Source organism: Pseudomonas pergaminensis (assembly GCF_024112395.2).
GTDB classification, from domain to species: domain Bacteria; phylum Pseudomonadota; class Gammaproteobacteria; order Pseudomonadales; family Pseudomonadaceae; genus Aquipseudomonas; species Aquipseudomonas pergaminensis.
Genome location: NZ_CP078013.2, coordinates 4,146,008 through 4,167,661, shown reverse-complemented (window position 1 = coordinate 4,167,661; position 21,654 = coordinate 4,146,008). Strand labels below are relative to the sequence as shown.

Annotated in this window: 21 protein-coding genes; 12 read left to right on the top strand and 9 right to left on the bottom strand. The window is 61.1% G+C overall.

What is annotated here, in order from left to right; all coding sequences use genetic code 11:
• Window positions 1-3: 3 nt before the first annotated feature.
• The 4 genes from KUA23_RS18770 to KUA23_RS18755 form a co-directional block, all read right to left on the bottom strand.
• Window positions 4-1,485, bottom strand: a complete 1,482-nt coding sequence (locus tag KUA23_RS18770; RefSeq protein WP_252992619.1) for an aldehyde dehydrogenase — start codon at window positions 1,483-1,485, stop codon at window positions 4-6.
• A complete protein-coding gene (locus KUA23_RS18765) occupies window positions 1,482-2,315 on the bottom strand; it encodes an alpha/beta fold hydrolase (RefSeq protein ID WP_078049153.1) in 834 nt (277 codons plus the stop codon). Before KUA23_RS18765 ends, KUA23_RS18770 begins: the two co-directional genes overlap by 4 nt.
• A gap of 43 nt (window positions 2,316-2,358) precedes the next feature.
• On the bottom strand, window positions 2,359-2,949 hold the full coding sequence (locus tag KUA23_RS18760) for an amino acid synthesis family protein (RefSeq protein ID WP_078049151.1): 591 nt from the start codon (window positions 2,947-2,949) through the stop codon (window positions 2,359-2,361).
• A 103-nt stretch (window positions 2,950-3,052) separates the two neighbouring features.
• Window positions 3,053-3,955, bottom strand: coding sequence for a LysR family transcriptional regulator (locus tag KUA23_RS18755; RefSeq protein WP_252992618.1), 903 nt, complete (start codon window positions 3,953-3,955; stop codon window positions 3,053-3,055).
• 98 nt (window positions 3,956-4,053) lie between these two features.
• On the opposite strand from KUA23_RS18755, the gene KUA23_RS18750 reads away from it, so the two are divergent.
• Together KUA23_RS18750 and KUA23_RS18745 are read left to right on the top strand one after the other, a co-directional pair.
• Window positions 4,054-5,064 (top strand): zinc-binding alcohol dehydrogenase family protein, encoded by a 1,011-nt coding sequence (locus KUA23_RS18750; protein ID WP_078049149.1) that lies wholly within the window; start codon window positions 4,054-4,056, stop codon window positions 5,062-5,064.
• Between the two features lie 98 nt (window positions 5,065-5,162).
• On the top strand, window positions 5,163-5,462 hold the full coding sequence (locus tag KUA23_RS18745) for a putative quinol monooxygenase (protein WP_078050951.1): 300 nt from the start codon (window positions 5,163-5,165) through the stop codon (window positions 5,460-5,462).
• 33 nt (window positions 5,463-5,495) lie between these two features.
• Here the strand turns inward: KUA23_RS18745 and KUA23_RS18740 are convergent, their stop codons facing one another.
• Together KUA23_RS18740 and KUA23_RS18735 are read right to left on the bottom strand one after the other, a co-directional pair.
• Complete coding sequence (locus tag KUA23_RS18740; RefSeq protein WP_252992617.1) at window positions 5,496-6,686, bottom strand: MFS transporter; 1,191 nt, start codon at window positions 6,684-6,686, stop codon at window positions 5,496-5,498.
• A 29-nt stretch (window positions 6,687-6,715) separates the two neighbouring features.
• On the bottom strand, window positions 6,716-8,077 hold the full coding sequence (locus KUA23_RS18735; protein ID WP_252992616.1) for a 3-deoxy-7-phosphoheptulonate synthase: 1,362 nt from the start codon (window positions 8,075-8,077) through the stop codon (window positions 6,716-6,718).
• A 427-nt stretch (window positions 8,078-8,504) separates the two neighbouring features.
• Here KUA23_RS18735 and KUA23_RS18730 point away from each other — a divergent pair, with 427 nt between their 5' ends.
• The 7 genes from KUA23_RS18730 to asnB are packed head-to-tail and all read left to right on the top strand — an operon-like array spanning window position 8,505 to window position 16,456.
• Complete coding sequence (locus KUA23_RS18730; RefSeq protein ID WP_099492780.1) at window positions 8,505-9,821, top strand: AMP-binding protein; 1,317 nt, start codon at window positions 8,505-8,507, stop codon at window positions 9,819-9,821.
• Window positions 9,818-11,557, top strand: a complete 1,740-nt coding sequence (locus KUA23_RS18725; protein WP_252992615.1) for a prenyltransferase/squalene oxidase repeat-containing protein — start codon at window positions 9,818-9,820, stop codon at window positions 11,555-11,557. The genes KUA23_RS18730 and KUA23_RS18725 overlap by 4 nt, the downstream gene beginning before the upstream one ends.
• A 9-nt stretch (window positions 11,558-11,566) precedes the next feature.
• Window positions 11,567-11,962 carry a hypothetical protein gene (locus tag KUA23_RS18720; RefSeq protein WP_078049142.1) on the top strand — a complete coding sequence of 132 codons (396 nt, stop codon included), beginning with the start codon at window positions 11,567-11,569 and terminating at the stop codon, window positions 11,960-11,962.
• 4 nt (window positions 11,963-11,966) lie between these two features.
• Window positions 11,967-12,251 carry an acyl carrier protein gene (locus KUA23_RS18715; protein ID WP_100490329.1) on the top strand — a complete coding sequence of 95 codons (285 nt, stop codon included), beginning with the start codon at window positions 11,967-11,969 and terminating at the stop codon, window positions 12,249-12,251.
• Between the two features lie 3 nt (window positions 12,252-12,254).
• Window positions 12,255-13,220 (top strand): class I adenylate-forming enzyme family protein, encoded by a 966-nt coding sequence (locus KUA23_RS18710; protein WP_252992614.1) that lies wholly within the window; start codon window positions 12,255-12,257, stop codon window positions 13,218-13,220.
• A 5-nt stretch (window positions 13,221-13,225) separates the two neighbouring features.
• On the top strand, window positions 13,226-14,608 hold the full coding sequence (locus KUA23_RS18705; protein ID WP_252992613.1) for an amidase: 1,383 nt from the start codon (window positions 13,226-13,228) through the stop codon (window positions 14,606-14,608).
• Window positions 14,609-14,620: 12 nt separating this feature from the next.
• Window positions 14,621-16,456 (top strand): asparagine synthase (glutamine-hydrolyzing), encoded by a 1,836-nt coding sequence (gene asnB / locus KUA23_RS18700; protein WP_252992612.1) that lies wholly within the window; start codon window positions 14,621-14,623, stop codon window positions 16,454-16,456.
• Here asnB and KUA23_RS18695 read toward each other — a convergent pair.
• A complete protein-coding gene (locus tag KUA23_RS18695) occupies window positions 16,453-17,391 on the bottom strand; it encodes a LysR family transcriptional regulator (protein ID WP_099492775.1) in 939 nt (312 codons plus the stop codon). The two genes, asnB and KUA23_RS18695, sit on opposite strands and share 4 nt — an antisense overlap.
• Before the next feature lie 295 nt (window positions 17,392-17,686).
• On the opposite strand from KUA23_RS18695, the gene KUA23_RS18690 reads away from it, so the two are divergent.
• Both KUA23_RS18690 and KUA23_RS18685 read left to right on the top strand, forming a co-directional pair.
• Window positions 17,687-18,532, top strand: a complete 846-nt coding sequence (locus KUA23_RS18690; protein ID WP_100490332.1) for an SDR family NAD(P)-dependent oxidoreductase — start codon at window positions 17,687-17,689, stop codon at window positions 18,530-18,532.
• A 2-nt stretch (window positions 18,533-18,534) separates the two neighbouring features.
• Complete coding sequence (locus tag KUA23_RS18685) at window positions 18,535-19,419, top strand: SMP-30/gluconolactonase/LRE family protein (protein ID WP_099492773.1); 885 nt, start codon at window positions 18,535-18,537, stop codon at window positions 19,417-19,419.
• Window positions 19,420-19,431: 12 nt separating this feature from the next.
• Here the strand turns inward: KUA23_RS18685 and KUA23_RS18680 are convergent, their stop codons facing one another.
• Together KUA23_RS18680 and KUA23_RS18675 are read right to left on the bottom strand one after the other, a co-directional pair.
• Window positions 19,432-19,839, bottom strand: a complete 408-nt coding sequence (locus tag KUA23_RS18680) for an NIPSNAP family protein (RefSeq protein ID WP_223204466.1) — start codon at window positions 19,837-19,839, stop codon at window positions 19,432-19,434.
• A gap of 180 nt (window positions 19,840-20,019) precedes the next feature.
• Window positions 20,020-20,322, bottom strand: coding sequence for a hypothetical protein (locus tag KUA23_RS18675; RefSeq protein WP_252992611.1), 303 nt, complete (start codon window positions 20,320-20,322; stop codon window positions 20,020-20,022).
• A gap of 215 nt (window positions 20,323-20,537) precedes the next feature.
• On the opposite strand from KUA23_RS18675, the gene KUA23_RS18670 reads away from it, so the two are divergent.
• Window positions 20,538-21,239: a TetR/AcrR family transcriptional regulator gene (locus KUA23_RS18670; RefSeq protein ID WP_252992610.1), complete on the top strand. Its 702-nt coding sequence runs from the start codon at window positions 20,538-20,540 to the stop codon at window positions 21,237-21,239.
• The last annotated feature ends 415 nt before the right edge of the window (window positions 21,240-21,654 follow it).

Here is a 21,654-nt window from a genome sequence, read left to right as displayed (position 1 = left end):
CTCTTAACGCATCACAAAAGGATCAGGCATGGGCGCCTGGGAGAGGTTGATCCACACTGTTTTCAGTTCGGTGTAGGCCAGCACCGAGTCGATGCCGCTTTCGCGTCCGTAGCCACTGTTCTTGAAACCACCGATGGGGGCCATGGCCGACACCGCGCGGTAGGTGTTGACCCAGATGATCCCCGAGCGCACGTCCCGGGCCAGGCGGTGGGCACGTCCGAGGTCGCGGGTCCAGATGCCGGCGGCGAGGCCGAACTGCGAGTCGTTGGCGATGGCCAGCGCTTCGGCTTCGTCCTTGAAACGGATGACCGAGGCCACCGGACCGAAGACTTCTTCCTGCATGATCTTCATCGAATTGCGGTCGCATTCGAACAGCGTCGGCTCATAGAACCAGCCTTCGCCGAGGTTCTGCGGGCGTTTGCCTCCGGTGCGCAGGCGTGCGCCTTCAGCGATGGCGTCCGCCACCAGGCCTTCGACCACGGCCAGTTGCTGCGCGGTGGCCATCGGCCCCATTTCGCTGGCGTCGTCCTGCGGGTTGCCGATGCGGATGCGTTGGGCACGCTCAACCAGGCGCTCGACGAATTCGTCGTAGATCTCATCCTGCACCAGCAGGCGCGAGCCCGAGACGCAACTTTGGCCGGATGCCGCATAGATCCCGGCAATCGCACCGTTGATGGCGCTGTCCAGGTCAGCGTCGGCAAAGATGATATTGGGTGACTTGCCGCCCAGTTCCAGGGACAGCTTGGCGAAGTTCTCGGCGCTGCTGCGCACCACATGCCGTGCCGTGGCCGCGCCGCCGGTAAAGGCGATCTTGCGCACCAGCGGGTGACGGGTGAGGGCGGCGCCAGTGCTGGGGCCGTAGCCGGTGACCACGTTGACCACGCCAGGCGGGATGCCGGCTTCAAGGGCCAGGCGCGCCAGTTCGAGGATGGTCGCCGAGGCGTGCTCCGACGGCTTGATCACGATGGTGTTGCCCGCCGCCAGGGCAGGCGCAAGCTTGATCGCGGTCAGGTACAGCGGGCTGTTCCACGGAATGATCGCTGCCACCACGCCCATGGCTTCGTGCACGGTGTAGGCAAACAGGTCGGGCTTGTCCAGTGGCAGGGTGCCGCCTTCGAGCTTGTCGGCCAGGCCGGCGGTGTAGTGGAAGAACTCCGGCAGGTAGCTGACCTGGCCGCGTGTCTCGCGGATCAGCTTGCCGTTGTCGCGGCTTTCCAACTGGGCCAGGTGTTCCTTGTTCTCGGCGATCAGGTCACCCAGGCGGCGCAGCAGTTTGCCGCGTGCCGTGGCGGTCAGGCCACGCCAGGCCGGGCTGTCGAAAGCCGTCTGTGCGGCTTGTACGGCGCGCTCCACATCGGCTTCATCGGCATCCGGAAGTTGCGCCCAGGGTGCTGCCAGGGCCGGGTTAAGGCTGTCAAAGGTCTTGCCGGACAGGGCATCGACCCATTCACCGCCGATGCACATCTGGAAGCGTTCAAGCGTCATGCCACGATCCCCTTTATCGTTTGTTGTTGGGCGTGTGCCGTTTCGAGAAAGTCCAGCAACAGCTGGTTGACCAGGCGCGGCGATTCAACCGGCATCATATGCCGTTGCTCGGCCAATATAGCCACGGTGGCACCCGGAATCCGATCAGCCAATTGACGGGCCATCTGCGGTGTCGAGCCGGGGTCCAGTTCGCCGGTCGCCACCAGGGTGGGAGACTTGATGTTGCCCAGCTCGTCGGCGCGGTACATGTCTTGGGTGGCAAACAGCTCGTAGGTGGTCAGGTAGCCTTGTGGGTCGTTCCCCGCCAGCGTCTGGCGCAACGCCGCGATCTGCGCCGGGTTGGCTGCCTGGTATTCACGGCTGAACCAGCGCGAGAGGGCGGCTTCGGCATTCGCATCCGGCCCGTGCTCGGCGGCCTGGGCGGTGCGCGCGATAACGCCGGCGCGCTGCTCGGGGCTGCGATTGAACACGCTGTTAAGCACCACCAGGCTTTTGAGGCGCTCGGGGTAATGCAGGGCAAACGCGCGTGCCACCAGCCCGCCCATGGAGAAGCCGATCACCGTTGCCTGGGGCAATTGCAGGTGGTCAAGCAGCTCCAGCAGTTGGTCGGCATACCCCAGCAACGGTGTGCCGTTTTCCGGCCGCGGGCTGGCGCCGTGTCCGAGCATGTCATAGGTAATCACGCGATAGTGCGGGGCCAGGCCAACGACTTGCCCGCCCCACATTTCTTTATTCAGGCCCACGCCGTGGATCAAAACCACAGGCTGGCCTTGGCCGGTCGCCAGATAACTGGTGCCAGCCGGGGTGCGTTCAGCGGTGAGCCGAATCATGGAGCGCTCCTGCATACCTTTTTGTTTGAGTGACGAGCCTTGATTACTGGGCTTTTTCAGCGGCCAGTTCCTCAAGGTCGATGTAACGGTTGCCGATGCGTGGGTGCAGGCGACCGCCATCGGCACAGCCCAGGACCACGACGATTTCGTCGGCACGCGGCGAATCCTCGATGTGCATTTCCAGGGTGATGTAGTGCGAGCGCAGGCCTTCGTCATCCTTGTGCATCATCGGGATCTGGATCGACGTGCCCGGGCCGCCTCGCTTGTTGGTAAAGCTCAGGTAGCTTTTGGCGTTGACCGCTTCTCGGTAGTGGTTGCCAAAGCGCAGGGTATGGATGATGGCCGAGGCGTGTTCGATCTCGCCGTCGGCACCGACCACGGCGGCCTTGCCATAGGCTTCGATCTTCTCTGCGCCGCCGATGATGCCGACCAGGCGCTCCACCATCAGCGCGCCGAGATCCGAACAGTTGGCACGGATCTCGGGTTTCAGGTCTTCGACAAAGCCGCGACCCAACCACGGGTTCTTCAGGACGACCGCCAGGCCGACCATGGTCACCGGCGTGTCAGAAGCCTTGCCGCCTTCGATAAAGGTTTCTTCTACGTAGCTGACGATCTTGCGGATTTCGAAACTCATGGCTGCTCCATCTGGGTACGGTGGGTTTGTGTATGATGGTATACCATAATACCGGAAGCGCAAGAGTCAGCAATAATTTGATGAGTACCGTCACGACGGTTGGCTAGTGCTCGATCGCAAAAGGCGCCATAGCACTGAACCGCTGCCTCAGCCATTGATGCAGCGCAGCCACTGATCGCGAGACCTGCCCGCGATGGGGGCAGGCGAAACTCAGGGGGTACACATCACCGGGATAGTCGGTCAGCAGTACCACCAGACGGCCAGCCTGGACGTCGGCGCTGACGTCCAGCCAGGATTTGTAGGCGATCCCTTCACCCTCCAGGGCCCATCGGCGCACCACATCCGCGTCATCGCTGAATAGCGGGCCGGCGACGTGCACGGTTTGCGTGCCCAGTTGCCAGCGGTCATGCAGCCGACCGCTTTGCAGGTAGGGCAGGCACGTGTGACGCGACAGGTCCTGCGGCGTTCGGGGCGCGTCCTGGCGTGCCAGGTAGTCCGGGGACGCCACCAGTACCCGGCGGTTGCCGGGCACCAGGGGCAGGGCGATATAGTTGGCGTCTTCGTTCAGGCCGTAGCGGATGGCCACATCCACCGGGTCACGAAACAGGTTGCTCACGTGGTCCGAGAGCAGGAAGCGCAGGTTCAACTCCGGGTGCAGCCGGCGGAATTCGGTGAGCCACGGCAGCAGGATATTGCGCCCCAGGTCCGACGGGGCGGCGATCTGCAGGGTGCCACGCAGCGGCGCATTGTCACCGTGCAGGTTGGCCCGACCTTGCTCCAGGTGTTCGAGCACTGACCGCGCCGTGGGCAAGTACTGCTCACCTTCAGCGCTCAGGCGCAGGCTGCGCGTCGTGCGGGTGAACAGGCGCACTTCCAGTTCCCGCTCCAGACGCTTGATTGCAGCGGCCACCTGCCCCGGTAGCAAATCGGCCTCGACTGCGGCGGCGGTAAAGCTGCCCAGGGCGGCGCTGCGCAGGAACAAGCCAAGGTCATCGATACGGATCATTTTCTCTTCCAGAGTGAAAGTGTTGCTGCATTGTGTGGATTTTTCTTTGTAGTGGGAACGGTAAAGATGCTCGCCACTTCCTTCATCAATGAGCTGCCATGAAAGCCATCGCCTTTACCGAACACGGTCTGCCCATCCACGACCCGCGCTCACTGCAAGACGTCAACATCGCCGCACCCACGCCTGGCCCCAGGGACTTGCTGGTAGAAGTCGAGGCGGTCGCGGTCAACCCGGTGGACACCAAAGTCCGCTCCGGCAGCTTCGCCAAGGAGCCAAAGGTGCTCGGCTGGGACGCGGCCGGTACCGTGCGCGACGTCGGCGCCGACGTCCGGTTGTTCAAGCCGGGGGACAAGGTCTACTACGCCGGCTCGCTGACCCGGGCAGGCAGTTACAGTGAACTGCAGGTGGTGGACGAGCGTATTGTCGGGCACCGCCCGCAGTCGTTGAGCGCTGCCCACGCGGCGGCCTTGCCGCTGACCTCGATCACTGCCTGGGAATTGTTGTTTGATCGCCTCGGAGTGCGCGAAGACGGCGGCGACGGCGATGTATTGCTGGTGGTGGGTGCCGCTGGCGGCGTGGGCTCGATGCTGGTGCAATTGGCCCGCGAGCTGACCGGCATGACCGTGATCGGGACTGCCTCGCGCCCGGAGACCGTCGACTGGGTCAAGCGCATGGGCGCCGATCATGTGATCGACCATCGCCTGCCGATGTTGGCCCAACTGCAAGCGCTGGGGGTTGGCGAGGTCAGTCATGTGGCCAGCCTGACGCACACCGAGGAGCACTTGGCGCAATTGATCGAAGTGTTGCGACCCCAGGGGCGCCTGGGGGTGATCGATGATCCCCGCACCTTGGATGTGATGCCGCTCAAACTCAAGTCATTGTCCCTGCACTGGGAGTTGATGTTCACCCGCTCGCTGTTCGAAACCCCGGACATGATCCATCAGCATCACCTGCTCAATCGCATCGCCACACTGATCGACCAAGGCATTTTGCAGACCACCCTGGGTGAGCATTTCGGCGCTATCAATGCGGCCAACATGCGCCGTGCCCATGCGTTGGTCGAGAGTAACAAGGCGCGTGGCAAGATTGTGCTGGAGGGGTTTGCATGAACACCTTGATCAGGTCGATGGGGTTGACGCTGCTGGTGTCGTTGACCGCAGGCTGCGCCAGCCAACACCCGAGCCTTTCCCCCAACGGAGTGCCCACCATGCAAAAACCCTTGGTATCCATCGCCGTGCTCAAGGCCAAGCCCGGCCAGCAGCAGGCACTCAAGCAAGGCTTGTTGGCGTTGGTTGAACCAACGCGCACCGAGCCCGGTAACCTTGACTATGTGCTGTTTGAGCTGCGTGACGAGCCCGGTACGTTCTACATGCGGGAAGCTTTCAAGAACCAGGCCGCCCTCGACGCACATTTTGCCACGCCGTACTTCAAGGCATTTGCAGCAGCGGCCGACGGTTTGCTCAAGGAGCCTTTGCAGCTTATTTTCCTCGAGCAAGTGTCGGACTGAGGCCCCCAAACCGTGATCGGCGGCCCCTGGCTATCAGGGGCTTTCCCGCAAGGCCTCCTGCAGCCCCGGCCGGCTTTTCATTTGCAGGGCAAGTGTACCCATGGCCAACAGGGCCGCACTTGCGCCTGCGATGGGGATGTAGGCGAGACCGAAATGGGTAATCACCCACCCTGCGCCGACGCCACCCAACGCTGTTCCGAGGTTGAATGACGCAATATTGAGTCCCGACGCCACGGCACTGGATTGCGGAATATAGTGGTGTGCCAGGCGCAGCATGCGCAGGGTCGACATGGTCACAATGGCAAAGAACACTACCCCCAATAGCCCCACCAGCGTCAGGGTGGCGATCACCGAGTCCCCCCACAGATACAAGCTCATCAGGTTGAGCATCAAGGCGCTCAAGCCACCGAGCAAGCATCGGTCCGCGTCGAATGCATCCACGAGATAGCCGCCGAGCACATTGCCGAGAATGGAGCAGACACCGAACGCCAGCATCGCCAGGCTCAGCACCTGCGGTTGGATACGGGTGATGTCCAGCAGAAACGGCGACACGAAGGTAAAAAACGAAAACGTGGCGACGCTCACCAGCATCGCGATCGTGGCAGCCATCAACAGTTCGCGGTGCAACAGGGCGGCGAGGCCTTGTTTCAAGCCTTGGCCAGCGTTAGGTGACGCGGTGGGTTGCCGGCGCATCAGCAGGACCAGCCCCACCGTGCTGATCAGGCCCAGGCCACCGATAGCCAGGAACACTATCCGCCAGGACCAGTAGCTGCCGAAGAAGGTGCCGATCGGCACGCCAAAGGCAATCGAAAGCGTCAGGCCGATCCACACCAGCGACAGCGCGCGCCCTGCACGCATCGGGTCGACCAGTTTGACTGCCGCGTTGGAGGCCACGGCCATGAACACGCCATGCGCCAAGCCGATGATGAAGCGTACGCCGTGCAAGGTCAGGATATCCGGCGCCAGGCTGATAACCACGCTGCCGATGGCAAGTACGGCGAGGGTCAGCAGCAAGACGGATTTGTCGCGCCAGCTGGCCAGCATGGCCGTGATGACCGGGGCGCCGATGGCGGCACCCAGGGCGTACGCTGCAATGGCCGAGCCGACGTTCGAAATGGACTCGTGCAGGTCCAGCGAAATCGCGGATACCAAGCCGGCGACAACGAATTCGGACAAGCCGAAGGTGAAGGTGCAGAGCGAAAAAATATAGATGACAGCTGGCATAGGAACTCAGTGGTGGGAGGAGGGCGGGTTCAGGTCAGGTGTGCGACGCGCAACGCCAGTTCAAGGGCTTGTTCATAGTTGAGGCGCGGGTCGACCTTGCTCAAGTAACGACGGGACAGGTCCTCGGGCTGCAGGTTGCGTGCCCCGCCCAGACACTCGGTGACGTGCTCCCCTGTGAGCTCCAAGTGCAGGCCGCCCAAACGCGTGCCATGTTCGCGATGGACACTGAAGGCCACCTCGATCTCGCCCATGATCTGCTCGAAACGTCGGGTTTTTGTACCGCAGGCCAGGGTCTCGGTATTGCCGTGCATGGGGTCGCATAGCCACAGCACCTTGGCGCCTGAGCGAGTGACGGCGTTGAGCAAGGGCGGGAGTGCCTTGCGCAGTTGGTCAGCGCCCATGCGGTGAATCAGTGTCAGTCGGCCCGGTTCGTTGTGGGGATTGAGTCGCTCGATCAGCGCCAGCAAGGCGTCGGGGCTGACCTCGGCACCCACTTTCACACCCAATGGATTGCGGATGCCGCGACAGTACTCCACATGCGCGCCTTCCAGGTCGGCAGTGCGTTTGCCGATCCAGGGAAAGTGCGTGGACAGGTTGAACCAGCCGTCGAAACCCGGTTCTTGGCGCGTCAGGGCATGCTCGTAGTCCAGCAGCAGGGCTTCGTGGGACACAAAGGTTTCACGGTGCAGAAAACGGTCGGTGTCGCTGCCTGCCAGCGCCGCCATGAATTGCGCGGTGTGCTGCACACCCTGGATTGTGCGATGGAAGGCGGCTCTCTCAGGGTGCGTGTCGATCCATGCCGTGCTCCAGTGCGCGGGCTTGAGCAGGTCATCGATACCGGTTTCATACAGGGCACGGACAAACCCCAGGGTTGAAGCGCAACAACTGTAAGCCTGCAGCAGGCGTTGCGGGTCGGCGCGGCGTTCTTGTGGGCTAAACGTGCTGCCGTTGACGATGTCACCGCGGTACACCGGCAGGGTTTCCTGGCCCAGGGTTTCGCTGTCGCTGGAACGCGGCTTGGCGTATTGCCCAGCCAGGCGCGCCAGGCAGATCACCGGCATTTGCAGGCGCTGCATCAGTACTTGAGTCATTTGTTGCAGCACTTTGACCTGGCTGGCGGTGGTCTCCCTGGAGCAGTGGTCAAAAGACTCCGCGCAATCGCCGCCTTGCAGGATGAAGCCTTGGCCGTCCTGCGCCTGGGCGATCAAGGTCTTGAGTTGCAGGATCTTGCCAGCGCTCACCAGCGCGGGCCGCTGGGCCAGTCGCTGCAAGGTATGCTGGAGTTCGGTGGGGCAGGGGTAGACGGGCTGGTGCAGGGCCGTGCGTGAGCGCCACGTATCGGGTGTCCAGCCAGTGGCGTTGGCCTGGAAGTGTTTGTGTGTCGTCAGCATTCAGCGTCTCCTTGTCGGTGCATAAGTCGAAGGTCCCGCCGGTGCAAGTGCACTAAGTTGGCGCCGTCTTTTAAGCGACTGTCGTGGTTATGCCCGGAACTCGTTTTTGCAAGGTGGCGGTGATAGTGCGGTGACAACAGTGAGATGAGAAATACTATAAAAGTCTCTGTTTAATACTTTTGGCGGGTATTAGTCGGCGCGTGGTGCCCCCCAGTGTTAGAGAGCTGTGAACTGTTTAGTTAGTTGTAATGTGCGGGCGACTCGCGTATCGCGGGGGCACGACCCTAACTAAATAATATCGCCGGGTCGCCAAGTATCGGGCGTTTTCTCTGATATCTGCAGGCTCTTACAAATAGACCGCGAAAGTATTTTACTTTATCGCTCGGCTCGCCAATTCTCGCTGGGGTTTTTTAACGAGGGCAAGTTAATGTTAGTGCATAACGATCATTACTATGGGGTTTTGCAGGGCGCCGAAAGCGAAATCCTGCGTCATGGGGAGTTGATCCCCGACGCCCCTTTCTATGAGCGAAAACTGCGGGCCGTATGGGAACGTGCTCGCAAGAGCGAGTTCTACCATGCCCTGGGTGACTACAGTTTTGCCGGGTTCCAGGCCCTGGCGCTGACACCCAAGGCCAGCCTGAAAGGTTCTCCACGTGCATTCTGCACCGTTGAATACGGCCAGGCCGCCAAGTATTACGCAACCACCGGCACCACCGGCGAGCCGACCCCCAGCCCCAGGCTCAAGGAAGACATCATTTGGAACGCGGTGTCGGTAGCGTTCCACTGGCGACACGTTATCGAGCCCGGTTCGCGGGTCGCCAATCTGATGCCGTCAGACATCGTTCCAGTGGGCGACTTGATCGCCAATGTGTGCGAATACCTCGATGTCTCCCATGTGCGTGCCTACCCCTTCACCACCGGTATCACCGATTGGGAGCGCCTGTGCAAGATGTTCGAGGTGTACCGTCCGACGGTGATCTTTATCGCGCCGGGGGTCCTCGTCCAGCTCACGCGCTACCTCAAGCAGCGGCAGATGCTGGAGCGTGTCAGTGAGTCGATCAAGGCGATCATGTTGCTGGGCGAGGTCAATACCCGGCCATTCCGGGAAAAACTGGCGCAGTGGTGGGCTTGCGATATTCACGACGCCAGCTACGGCAGCACCGAAACCGGCACCTTGGCGGCGGTGACCCAGGGCAAGGTGCAACGTTTGACCACGGGTACCAACTACTTCGAATTGGTGACCGCCAGCGGTCAGATCGTACCCTTGAGCAAAGGCGCCAGCGGGCGCCTGGTCGTCACCCCGCTGAATCTTTACGCCCGCCCCCTGTTGCGCCTGGACACCGGCGACAGCGTGACCATCACGTCCGAGTGTGCAGTCGGTTTGCCTGGACCGACAATGATGGTCAACGGTCGAGATTCCGACGCTGTCATGGTCTCCGGAGTGGACCTTGAAATCCGCAAGATCGAGGAAATCGTCTACGGCACCAGCAACGCCACCGGCTACATGATCGAGGTGGACCGTACGACCGACAGTGCCAGCCTGATCCTGGAGCGCGACGTGGTCTGGGACAACGCGCTGGAAGCCGGGCTCGCAGACTCGTTGCGCGAGTGCTCCCAGGAACGCATGAACCTGCAGTGGGACAGGATCCTGTTCGTCAACAACCTGGCGGCGGTCAGCAAGAGTGGCGCCTCGCAAAAAAGCTGGAAAAAAACCAACCTGCGCTTTGTCGGTGGCCAGCAATGAATGCCTTCAGTCCGATCCCGCCACGTTTCCCCGAGGGCCGCGCGGTGGTCAGTGGCCAACCGGACCTCTGGTGCACGTATGCGGCCATCCGCAGCCTGGCCTGGATCGATCAGTTGCATTCCGTCGACCAGCCGCAGATTCGTCGCTACATCGAGACGCGATTGAATCGCGATGGTGGCTATGCCTGGAGCAAAGGCATGCCTTCGGATGCCTGGGCAACGTTTTACTGCACGGAAACCCTCAACGATCTCGGCGCATTGGAACAGGTGTCGGAAAAGACCGAACCATGGCTGGACAGCCTGTGGGACGGGCAGGCCTACGCCATGTGCGCGGGGCAGAGCGCGGACGTGTGGGCGACGCACTATGCCGTACGCACCTTGATCAATGTGTGCCACGGTCAAGTGAAAGAGCCGGCCATGCTGCTCGAGTGGCTCAGTGCATTGCAGTGTGAAAATGGCGGGCTGAGTTGGTCGCCCGCGTTTGCCCAGCGTAACAAGGCCGATGTGCGCGCGTGCTTTTATGGCGTGATGGCTTGGAAGGCGCTCAGCCAGCAAGGCGACTGGGTGCCTGCATGGGATATGGATCGACTGGTCCACTGGATGCAGGCCCAGCAGCTGGAAGGGGGCGGGTTTCGTTTCAGTGAAGCGGCGGATACACCGTGCCTGTGGGCCACCTATCGCACCACTGCGACCCTCGCCGCACTGGGAACCGCACCATTGCACAGTGCCGATTGCGTCGCGTGGATCGAGTCGTTGCGTGGCCCTGAAGGCGGGTTTGTGCGCTGGCAAGGCTATGACTGTGAAGACGTATGGGCGGTGTTTTGTGCGGTCGGTTCGCTCAAGGCCCTGGGCCAGGATGTAAGTGGGCTGGCCTTGGGCGTCAGCCGGTTTGTCCAGCAGCTTTATGTCGACAATGGCGGCTACACCTACCGTGAAAAAAGCGCGGCGGCGGATGTCTTGACCACTGCCGCCACCGTCCTGGATGGCCGCCTCTCCCCGCATGCCCGTGCCTCGGCGGTGAGGTGGATCGAGGGCTGTCAACTGCCCAACGAAGCCGGCGTCATGTATATGCCCGGCCGTGGCGCAGAAGTACGTTGTACGGCGTGGGCCTTGGCGGCCGGTGCGCTGCGCGACTCGCCGCAGGCGCGGCAGGCCGTGTTGGCGTGGCTGGGGCGGATCCAGAACCCCGATGGCGGCTTCGGCTTCTGGGAGGGGCGAGGCTCGGACATGGTGTCGACGGCTTCCGCGGTTTCAATCATCACCCGGTTGGGCCGCAGTGACGGAATTGACTGCGGGCAATTGGAGCGCTTTGTAAGGCGTTGCGCCGTCACCCAGGAACCGCTGGCCTTCGCCAATTTCCCGGGCGGTGTGCCGACGTTCCGATCCAGTGTCCAGGCGCTCAAATGCCTGCGATACCTGGGCCACCGCGATGATGACGAAATGCTTGCCTTGTTGCGGCGGCACAAGGTCAAGCAGGGTGGTTTCGCCAATACCGGCAATCGCATTCCGGACCTGCTCAGTACCTACGAAGCCATGGCCGCGTCCTGCGATTTCGGCCTCGAGGTAGACCGCGCTCACGTGCTGTATTTCCTGGAAAACGTCGAGACGGACGGCGGTTACGCCTGGTCACCGATGTACCGCGAAGGGCACGACGCGCTGTCCACTTGCCTGGGCAGTCTGGTGGGGCAGTGGTTCAAGGGGCAGTTGCCGGTACTTCCTAACTTGTATTTGTCTTGAGAGGCTCATGTGCCGACGATCAACATTCGCTCCGGGTTTCTGGGAATAAGCGAGAAAAAGAAAATCGCCTTGAAAGTTGCCCGGGAACTCAAGGGCCATGGCCTGGATCCGGGGCACTGCATGGTGATTTTTAGTGCGCTGGATGAAGACAGTGTATTCAGTGCCGGCCTACCCATGGCGATCAACCATGGTGAAACAAAGCGTAGTCGTGTGTTCTTTATTCGCGCCTCGATAGCCGCCAGCCGTGATCAGTTTTTCCGCAAGGATTTTGCCACGCAACTGTTCAACTTCTTTACCACGCAGTTTGCCGATTCATTCTTTTATCTGCAGTACGAGGATGTGTTTCCTGAAAGTGTTTTTTACGCCACGGGTGAAACACTGACTAACGCTGCCACCAAGGGTTAATAACATGACTAACGTCAGCACTGTAAAAGACGATATCCGCACCGCCCTGGAAACACTACTGGGGCCTGAAGTTCGCAGCATTGGCGCGGACGAGAGTTTTCGCGACTTTATCGGCGAGCGTTTCGACAGCCTGATGGCGGTTGAAGTGGTGACCACCATCGAGGAGCGGTTTGGTATCGAGGTGGACTATGTCGGCGACGACGTTCGCTACTGGTTCGAGACCTTGGAAAAAATGGAGCAGTTCGTCAAGGAGCGCCTGGAAGACACTGCCACCTTGCAGGCGGTGTAGGCGATGAGCGCGGAGCATGTCTTCCGTACCTCCGGGTCTACCAGCGCGCCGCGCCAGTGGGCCCGCACCCGGCGGCAGATGGAGCAGGAAGCACGGATGATCCTCGGTACGTGGGCCGCGGGTGTCACGGATATCCTGTCGTTCGCCCCTACCGAACACATCTACGGCATGATTCTGGGGCAGGTCGGTGCCGATGTGACCCGGGCCCGATTGCAATCCTGCTCCCTGGAAGGACTCCTGCTGCCGGACCTGCAGGTCAGGGGGCCGACAGTGATCCTGTGTATCGCCAGCACCTGGACATTGCTCGCATCGCTGCTCAAACGCCTGGTGCCGCAGGTGCCCGTACTGGTACTGCATAGCGCTTCGGCGCTGCCTTCCAAGGCGTACGCGATCGTTGATCGTTATGCCGGCCAGGGCGCGACGTTTATCGAACTGCTCGGCTCGACCGAGACCGGTGCCATTGCACATCGTCCCATTGGCGAGGCAGCCACGGCCTGGACGGTATTCGAGGATGTCTCGCTGCTCAGCCCGGTGGGGGTGGAGTCGCGACTCAACGTGCACAGCCCGCGAATCGCAAGGGCCGCTGAGGGACAAGTGTCGGCACTGACGCACCAGAGCGACGACTGGATCCTGGCGGTTGGGCATGGGCAATTCCAGTGGTTGGGGCGTGCCAGCCAGCTGATAAAAATCAATGGTGTGCGCCAGGACCTGGGTGTCCTGCGCGCTGAAATCAGTGCCGTGACCCAGTGCCAGCACCTGGCGTGCATGCCCCTGCGCGATGAGTTGCGCGGTGAGGCCTACGAAGTGGTTTTCAGCTCGCCCACACTCACGGAGGCGAGCCTTGCCCAGGCCATCGAGCGCCTGGGCGTTCATTTTCCCAAGCCGGTGCAGATTCGACGCGTCGAGCAGTTGCCCTTGTCGGCCAGCGGCAAGCCGCAGGCTTGGGCTATCCAGCAAACAGGGAGTTGAGAGTCATGAGCATCCGTACTGCAGAGCAGAGCATTACTGCCTACCTGTCCGGCCACGCGAGCCAACGTGAACAGGCCATGGCGGTGCCGGAATTTCTCAGGTTACCGTTGCGCCAGCGCTACAGTTTGCTGCTGGAACAGCCGCAACTGCGGCATCAATGGGCCGGGCAGTACAACCACTGGGCAGGCTCGGCGGACAGCCAATACCGTTGCCTGGTCTCGAGTGTGACCGACGACACAGCCACGTTCCGCATGGGGGTCAAAGACACCGTCGACGTGGCGGGCATGCCCACGCGTCTGGGGTTACGCAGTTACCGGCACTATCCCGATGTGTCCGCCAGCGCCTTGTGGGCGGTACATCCCGAGGTGCGCATCCTGTACAAGGTCGCCACCACCGAACTCAATATCGGTTTCGGCTGCGGGGCGCGCAATCCGTTGTATCCGAGCATAGACCCCTCCGGCTCCAGCACCGGTTCGGCGGTTGCCGTGGCCGCACACCTGTGTGACATCGCCCTGGGCACCGATGTGCTCGGCTCCGTGCGTTGGCCTGCAGCCCATTGCGGCATGGTGGGGCTGCGCATGACTCACAAGGCCTCCAATCTGGACGGTGTGTTCCCGTTGTCACCCTCCATGGACGCCCTCGGCTGGGTCACGCGTACCGCCGATGACCTGGACTTCCTGATGCCCAGGCTGGGGCTTGAGCGACACCTGGGCGTGCAAAAGCCGCTGGCCGGCACCTACCGGATTGGCGTGTTGAGCCACATTGACGACGGTGTCACCACGGCACCGATGCTGGCGATGATGGACCAGGCAAAAAGCCTCCTGGCAGACCTGGGTATGCCTCAAGTGCCCATGCAGTTGCCCGAACTGTGGGACTGCCGTGGTTCGGCGTGGCAGTTATGTGCCCGGGACGCGTGGCTGGCTTCCCAGGTATGGCGTGAAATTTTCGATGCCGATTTGCACTGGTCGACCCAGGCCGCGCTGGAGGTAGGTGCCGGGGTGAGCGACGCCGAGTATCAGCAGATAACTGCGCGCATGCAGGCGGTGCGTGCCTCCATTGACGGTTGTTTTGACGCTGCAGGCGTGGACGTGGTGGTGTTTCCCATCGACCCTTGCCGGCCATTCGATGTGCGCCGTCCGCTGCCGGGCGATTCGACCATTCCGTCGCCTGCCGACCCGGATTACTCACGCAAAATCGGCTTTACACCCTTAGCCAGCTTCAGTGGCCTGCCGGCAATCACTTTGCCGATCATGCTCAGTGCTGACGGCAAGGCCCCCCTGGCCCTGCAGATCATGGGGCGCCGCGACAGCGAGCTGCAATTGATCGACTTGGCTAAACGACTTGAAACGCTGCGTGGCCCATTGCCGGCGGCTGCACTCGACCAATAAGGATCCTTTGATATGTGTGGAATTACAGGCTGGGTCGACTTTGCGCGAGACCTCAAAGATCAACGTCCACTGGTTGCCGAAATGACCGCCAGCCTCACGCGACGTGGCCCGGACGCCGAAGGGATCTGGCAGGGGCAGCACGCGCTACTGGGGCACCGGCGGCTGGCAATCATTGACTTGAGCGGCGGCGTGCAGCCGATGACATTCACCACTGCGGGCGGGGCGACGGTGGCGATGGTGTACACCGGCGAGGTCTACAACTATGTCCAACTGCGTGAACGTTTGAGCAAGGCCGGGCACCAGTTCACGACTCGCAGCGATACGGAAGTGGTGTTGCACGCCTATCTGGAGTGGGGTGAGCAATGCGTCGACCACCTCACCGGGATGTTTGCGATGGCTATTTTCGATGAGCGCCAGGGGCGTTTCCTGCTGCTGCGCGACCGTCTGGGCGTCAAGCCGCTGTTTTATGCGGCGCTGGACGCTGGCCTGCTGTTCGCCTCGGAGCCCAAGGCCATTCTCGCCCATCCGCAGTTCCAGCGAGCGCTGGACGTTGTCGGCCTTGTGGACGCGTTGTCCCTGTCCAAGGCTACCGCGCAAACGGCCTTCAAGGGCATTCGCGAACTGCCTCCGGGCCACAGCCTGCAATTGCTGGCGGGGCGCGCACCGAAGGTGCAGCGTTATTGGGCTGTCGAACGTCATGAGCACACCGACACCGACGCACAAACCGTCGAGAAAACCCGCGCCTTGCTGGAAAAGGCCCTGGGCGAACAGCTGTATGCCGACGTGCCGGTCTGTACCTTGCTCTCCGGCGGCCTGGACTCGACCGTCCTCACCGCCATGGCGCAGAAAAAACTGCAAGCCGAACAAGGCGGTGTGGTCAACTCGTTTTCGGTGGACTTTGTCGGCCAGGCCGAACAGTTCCGTGCCGACACTTTTCGCCCTGACCGCGACCAACCCTTTGCGCTGGCGGCGGCCGAAGCGATCGGCAGCCATCACCAGACCATCCTGATCGACAACCAGGAACTGGTGAGCGAGGTGGCGCGGCAGTCGGTATTCAGGGCCAACGACTCCGCCCAGACCTTCGGCGATGTGGACACCTCACTGCACTTGCTGTTCAAGGCCATCCGCGAGCACTCCACCGTGGCCATTTCCGGCGAAGCAGCGGATGAGGTGTTTGGTGGCTACGCTTGGTTCCGCGACCCCCAGGCCCTGGAAGCCCAGCGCTTTCCATGGCTGTCGCGCATGCAGCTGCTGCAGGCCGAGATGATCAACGCGGACTTCAACAAACTGTGTGATTTCGCCGAATACCAACGCAGCAGTTATGGCCAGGCGGTGGACAGCGTCGAACATCTGCCGGGCGACAGCCTTGAGGAGCGCAAGATGCGCGAAGTCTGCCACATGCACCTGCATCGCTGGCTGCCGATCCTGCTGGATCGCAAGGACCGCTTGAGCATGTACGCCAGTCTCGAAGTGCGTGTGCCGTTCACCGACCATGAACTGGTGCAGTACGTCTACAACGTACCCTGGAGCATCAAGGGCAAGGAGGGCGTGGAAAAGTGGTTGCTCAAGCAGGCCTGTGCCGACCTGGTACCTGACGCTGTCATGCAGCGCAAAAAGAGTCCCTACCCGACGTCTGCCAACCTGGCGTATGAACAGTTCCTGCGCGCGCAAACCCGTGCGCTGTTGCAACAAGCCGACAACGCGGTTTTCCAGATCATTGATCGCACGCAATTGCGTCGCGAGCTTGAACAGCCTGTGGGGGCCTTCAACTCCCAGCTCAAGCGCAATAACCTGGAAACCGCTTTGTCCCTTGCCGCATGGCTCAAGGATTATCGGCTGGCACTCTAACCGACCTGTACGGCCAGTGCCCCCTCAACCCCGGGGGCGGCGTTGAAGTCGAGCATGGAAATAAAGCTGTCCATCAACGGCGATTCGTTGTGGGTGTTCCAGCTCATGTACAGGCCGATTGCCGGGTTGGGGGAGGCGGTCACCGGGTAGATCCGGCGAAACAGTACCTTGTCGCGCATGATTGAGTTGGCAATCGACTCGGGTACCAGGGCGACCCCGAAGCCACAGGCTACCAGGCCGATCAGGGTATGGATCTGTGCGGCCTCTTGCACCACCTTGGGGTAAAAACCGGCGGCTTCACACAATGCAATAAGCTGACTGTGATAGCCGGTACCCAGGGCTTCGGGGGTGAACACGAAGTCTTCGCCGGCGAAGTCCCTCAAGTCTATCTGGCCGTCCTTTGCCTTAGGGTGATGGGCGGGCAGCGCCATCACGATCTCTTCATCCAGCAACAGGCGGGACTCGACGTTTTCCGCCGAAATTGGCAGCTTGCGCATGAAGGCAATATCCGCCTCTCCCGACAGAATGGCCTTGGCCTGGCTGGAGGAGGGCATCTCCTTGATGACCAACTGGACCTTGGGAAAGGTCTCGCGAAACTGGCGCAGCGTACTGAGCAGTGACTCGTAGTAGGCGATCGACACCGCAGTCACCGTGAGTTTGCCGGCAATCCCCTCGGACACCTGACGTGCGTGTTCGATGCCCTGCTCCAACGCCTTCAGGGTGCTATACGCGGCCTCCAGGAACGCACCGCCGGCCGGGGTCAGTTTGACCCCGCGCTTATTACGGGTAAACAGACTGAACCCCAGTTTGTCTTCCAGGCGATTGATGGCCTGGCTCAGCGGGGGCTGGGCCATGTGCAGGCGGATGGCAGCCTTGTGGAAATGCAGCTCTTCAGCCACGGCAATGAACTGGCGTAGCAGGCGGGTTTCGATCATTTCTTCTGTTCCTTCATTTGAACTGATCAGTGGACTAGGTGCAGCAATGGTACCGGTAATCCAGCGTTCGACTAAGGAATAAACATCGCCCAGTTAAACTTTGGATCCAAAACTTGCAAAACTACCCAGCAGACCAGAATCCCGCAGTGAAGTTCATGGAGGGGCCGTTCACTCCGGGTTTGCGCGCAATAAACATCAACTTGATATGAACCAAGTATCAACTTGCGCCGCCGTTAGTATTAAACAGCACCGATATACATTGTTAAGGTGAAGTGGCACTCAAGAGGAATAGCCAATGAACTTTACAGGAATGACCGCCGTTGTAACGGGCGCAGGCCGAGGGTTGGGATTCAGTTACGCGCAAGCCCTGGCTACGCTGGGCGCCAATGTCGTGATCAGTGATATTGGTGCGGACAAGTTGGGCGCGGGGGGCGATGGCTCGATTGCCATGGAAGCGGCTCGCACCCTTGCAGACCAGGGTTTTAACGTGGTCGGACATCACGGTGACCTGTCCACCGAACAGGGTTGCGAGCAGTTGGTGGCGACGGCCATCGAGGCGTTTGGTCAACTCGATATTTTGATTCACAACGCCGGTTGGGTCGGTTATCAACCCATTGATGAGGCTGATGCAACATTCATAGGTCGCGCGGTGGATATCAATATCTACACGCCGATCTGGTTATGCAAACATGCCTGGAAACACCTCCAACACTCTACTGCCGCCCGGGTGATATTGACCTCGTCAGACCGTGCGATGTACCAGCACTATGCGCAACCCGGCCTGGTGGCGTACGCCGCCGGCAAGATGGCGCAACTGGGCATCATGAATGCGTTGAGCATGGAAGGTGCGGAGTCGGGCATTCTGGTCAATGCGGTATCACCCGTGGCCAAGACCCGCATGTGGGGCGTGACGGGCGAACCGGAAAACCTCAAGCCCGAATGGGTGACGCCTGGCGTGGTGTTCCTGGCGTCGCAGCAATGCCAGGATTCCGGTTACGTCCTGCGCGCCAGCAATGGCCAGTTTACGGCGACTCGGTTTGCGGAAAACCCGGGTGTCGACTATCCCGTGGATCTGGCTCGCGTGAAGGCCGCCACTGCCGAACAAGTCGCCCAGCGTTGGGACCAGATCAAGGAGTGTTGACTATGCCTGCTCAGGAAGAGCTTCGTCTTTTTTCGCCCTGCCAGGCTGACCTGGGTGAGAGCCCGGTCTGGGATGAAACCCACCAGTGCCTGCTGTTCGTGGACATCAGTGGCGGCCAGATCAATGCCTTGGATCTACAGGGCAACCTGACACGGTTGTATGAGTCGCCTTCGCGTATTGGCGCCTTGGCATTGACCGAAAAGGGCAATCTGATTTTTACCCAGAATGCCGGAGTTGCCATCCTCGACCGCACCCGCCTGCGGGTCATCCAGCACTCAAAGCTGGCCATCACGCTGTCGTCCTACCGCTTCAACGATGGTGCCTGCGATCCCCAGGGCCGTTTCATCACCGGCTTGATGGATGAGGCGCACAGCCGCAATACGGGCAAGTTCTACCGCTACGACGCCGGCCTGAACGCCTCGGTGATACTGGACAACATCAGCCTGCCCAACGGCCTGGTGTGGTCACGTGATGGGCGCGAGCTGTTCTTCGTCGACTCGGTAGCCCGGACCCTCTACCGTGCCCGCTACCCGGCAAATGGCAGCTACCTGGAACAAGTCTCGGTATTTGCCCAGACCCCGGCTGAACTGGGGCGCCCGGACGGCCTGGCCCTGGATGTCGAGGGCAACCTCTGGGTTTGCCAGTTCAATGGCAGCTGCCTGCTCCAATACGACCCCAATGGCGTCCTGCTCCAGACCTTGCCAATGCCAGTGCCACGCCCCACCAGTTGCTGCTTTGGCGGGGCGGATAGGCGCACCTTGTTTATCACCACTGCCAAGTTCGGCATGTCGGCGGCGGAGCACGCGGACTATCCGGCGGCGGGCAATATCTACAGCATCCGGTTGCCGGTGCCGGGAATACCGCGGCACCGCTTCAAGGAACTGTAAGTTACCTTTGCGTCATGGCCGTGGCAGGCCGGCGGGTATCAGTGAATAGTCGGTCAACGCCATCACCTTTTCCTGAATCTCGCCCACCATCGCGCCGTGTTCCGCGGCGCTTTTTTCCTTGATGGCGGACCACTCCTGATCAGCCATCAGGTTTTTCCAGCCCTGGCGCATCGTATCGGCGTCAGGCCATCTGATCACGTAGACGAATTCGGTACGCTGGTGGGTCTTGGCTTCCCACAGGGCGATGATATCGAACCCATGGCGGGCCATGATGCGCATGGCGTGATCACGAAATCGCTGATGAAACGCAACCTTGTTGGTCTCGAAAATTTCGTAGATGCGCAGTTGGTAGACGGCGTCTTGCGAAGGGGTTGCCACAGTTGAGTCGAGGGTGTTGGCGTGGGCATTCAATGAGGGCATGAATAGGCCTGCGATTGTCAGGAAATGGAAAGCCAACAGCGTGGTTTTAAATCGTGCCATAGAGGGGCCTGCTCTAAAAAACCAGGGAAGTTCCGCTGACGCGGGCTGCCCCTGGATGTTTGGGGAGCGGGGCGGGTTTGTATAATATTTTTTCTCGCGGTGGGTGAGACGCTTGCAGTCTCAATGGGCGGCGGAGGGGCCGCGCTGGGGAGGGTGATCGGCGCGAGGGGAGGGCCGCGAGTCTCGGTCCAGCATGCACCGGCGTATGCGCATCAAGTCTTGGTACGCCTCGGTACGCTTTGCGTCGGCAATCTGCTTGGCCTCGCTAAAGCGCAACCACGCGGCTGCGTCGGCCAGACTAGTGCCAATGATGTCGTAGGCTGCCTTCTCCAGCCGATCGGCTTCGAAGAACAGTTCGGTGTTGCCGGCCAGTTGTTCGTCCCAGCCAGGTGTGGTCGATGCTTCACACTTTTTCGCTGCCATGTCCGCTACCTCAACCTCGTCCGTGTGGGTGTTTGTGTGTCCTGAAGTATTGAGCGGAACAGGGTCAGATTCGTTCAATTTAGTGCGTTAAACCTCCAGGTTGCGCAAAAGGCGGTGCGCCAGGGCGAGTCGAAATGTACGTCGCTGTACACTCCCTGTGCACCATGCAGCTGGGCGTGTAGAGTGGCCTGCAATTCCCAGGCAAGGTGACCCGGATGATCGCAAAACCCCGAGGCAAGACCCAGGACACGGGCTGGCGAGGCTCGGTCGACGTGTGGCTGGACGCCGCGTACATAGCGCTGAAAGAGTCCGGCATCGACGCCGTGCGCGTCATGCCGCTGGCCAAGCAACTGGGCTTGTCGCGTACCAGTTTCTATTGGTTCTATGAAGACCGCGAGCAACTGCTCGCCGCGTTGCTGACCCGTTGGCGCGACAAGAACACCGGCAACCTGGTGCGCCAGTGCGAGCGTTATGCCGAAAGTATTTGCGAGGCGATCCTCAACGTCTTCGAATGCTGGCTGAACCCGGAACTGTTCGACTCGCAGTTCGAATTTGCCGTGCGCAGTTGGGCAATGCAGTCGGGGGAGGTCAGCGCCGAAATCGCCCTGGCCGACGACACTCGCATCAACGCCTTGGCCGGCATGTTCCGGCGCTTTGGCTACGATGACGAAGCCGCCGATGTGCGCGCGCGAACCATCTACCTCACACAGATCGGCTACATCTCGATGAAAACCACCGAAGACGTGGTGGTGCGGTTCCGGCGAATTCCCCAGTACGTCAGCGTATTCACCGGCAAAGCCTTGAAGCGGCGCGAACTGGACCGCTTCTATGGGGCGTTTGGCTACGCCGAAACCTCGCCGGGGGTGTTTGTGCCATTGACTGACACCTTTGACGAACCGACAGCTGGCGCCGAGTAAAAGAGCACGGACGCAGTGTCAGCCGCGACATGGATCTAAGTGTGGGGGGTGTCGGCACTGCGGGCATTTTTATCGCCTGACCCACCGCCTTCGCAGCCTCGCTAAAGCTCGACAGCTCCCACAGGGGATCGGTTGTGTTGGCGCAGTCTTGGCGGCGACGGAGATCTAGTGTGGGAGCTGTCGAGCCCCAGCGAGGCTGCGAAGGCGGCGGCACTGCGGGCATTTTTATCGCCTGACCCACCGCTTTCGCAGCCTCGCTAAAGCTCGACAGCTCCCACAAGGGATCGGTTGTGTTGGCGCAATCTTGGCGGCGACGGAGATCTAATGTGGGAGCTGTCGAGCCCCAGCGAGGCTGCGAAGGCGGCGGTACTGCTGGCATTTTTATCGCCTGACCCACCGCCTTCGCAGCCTCGCT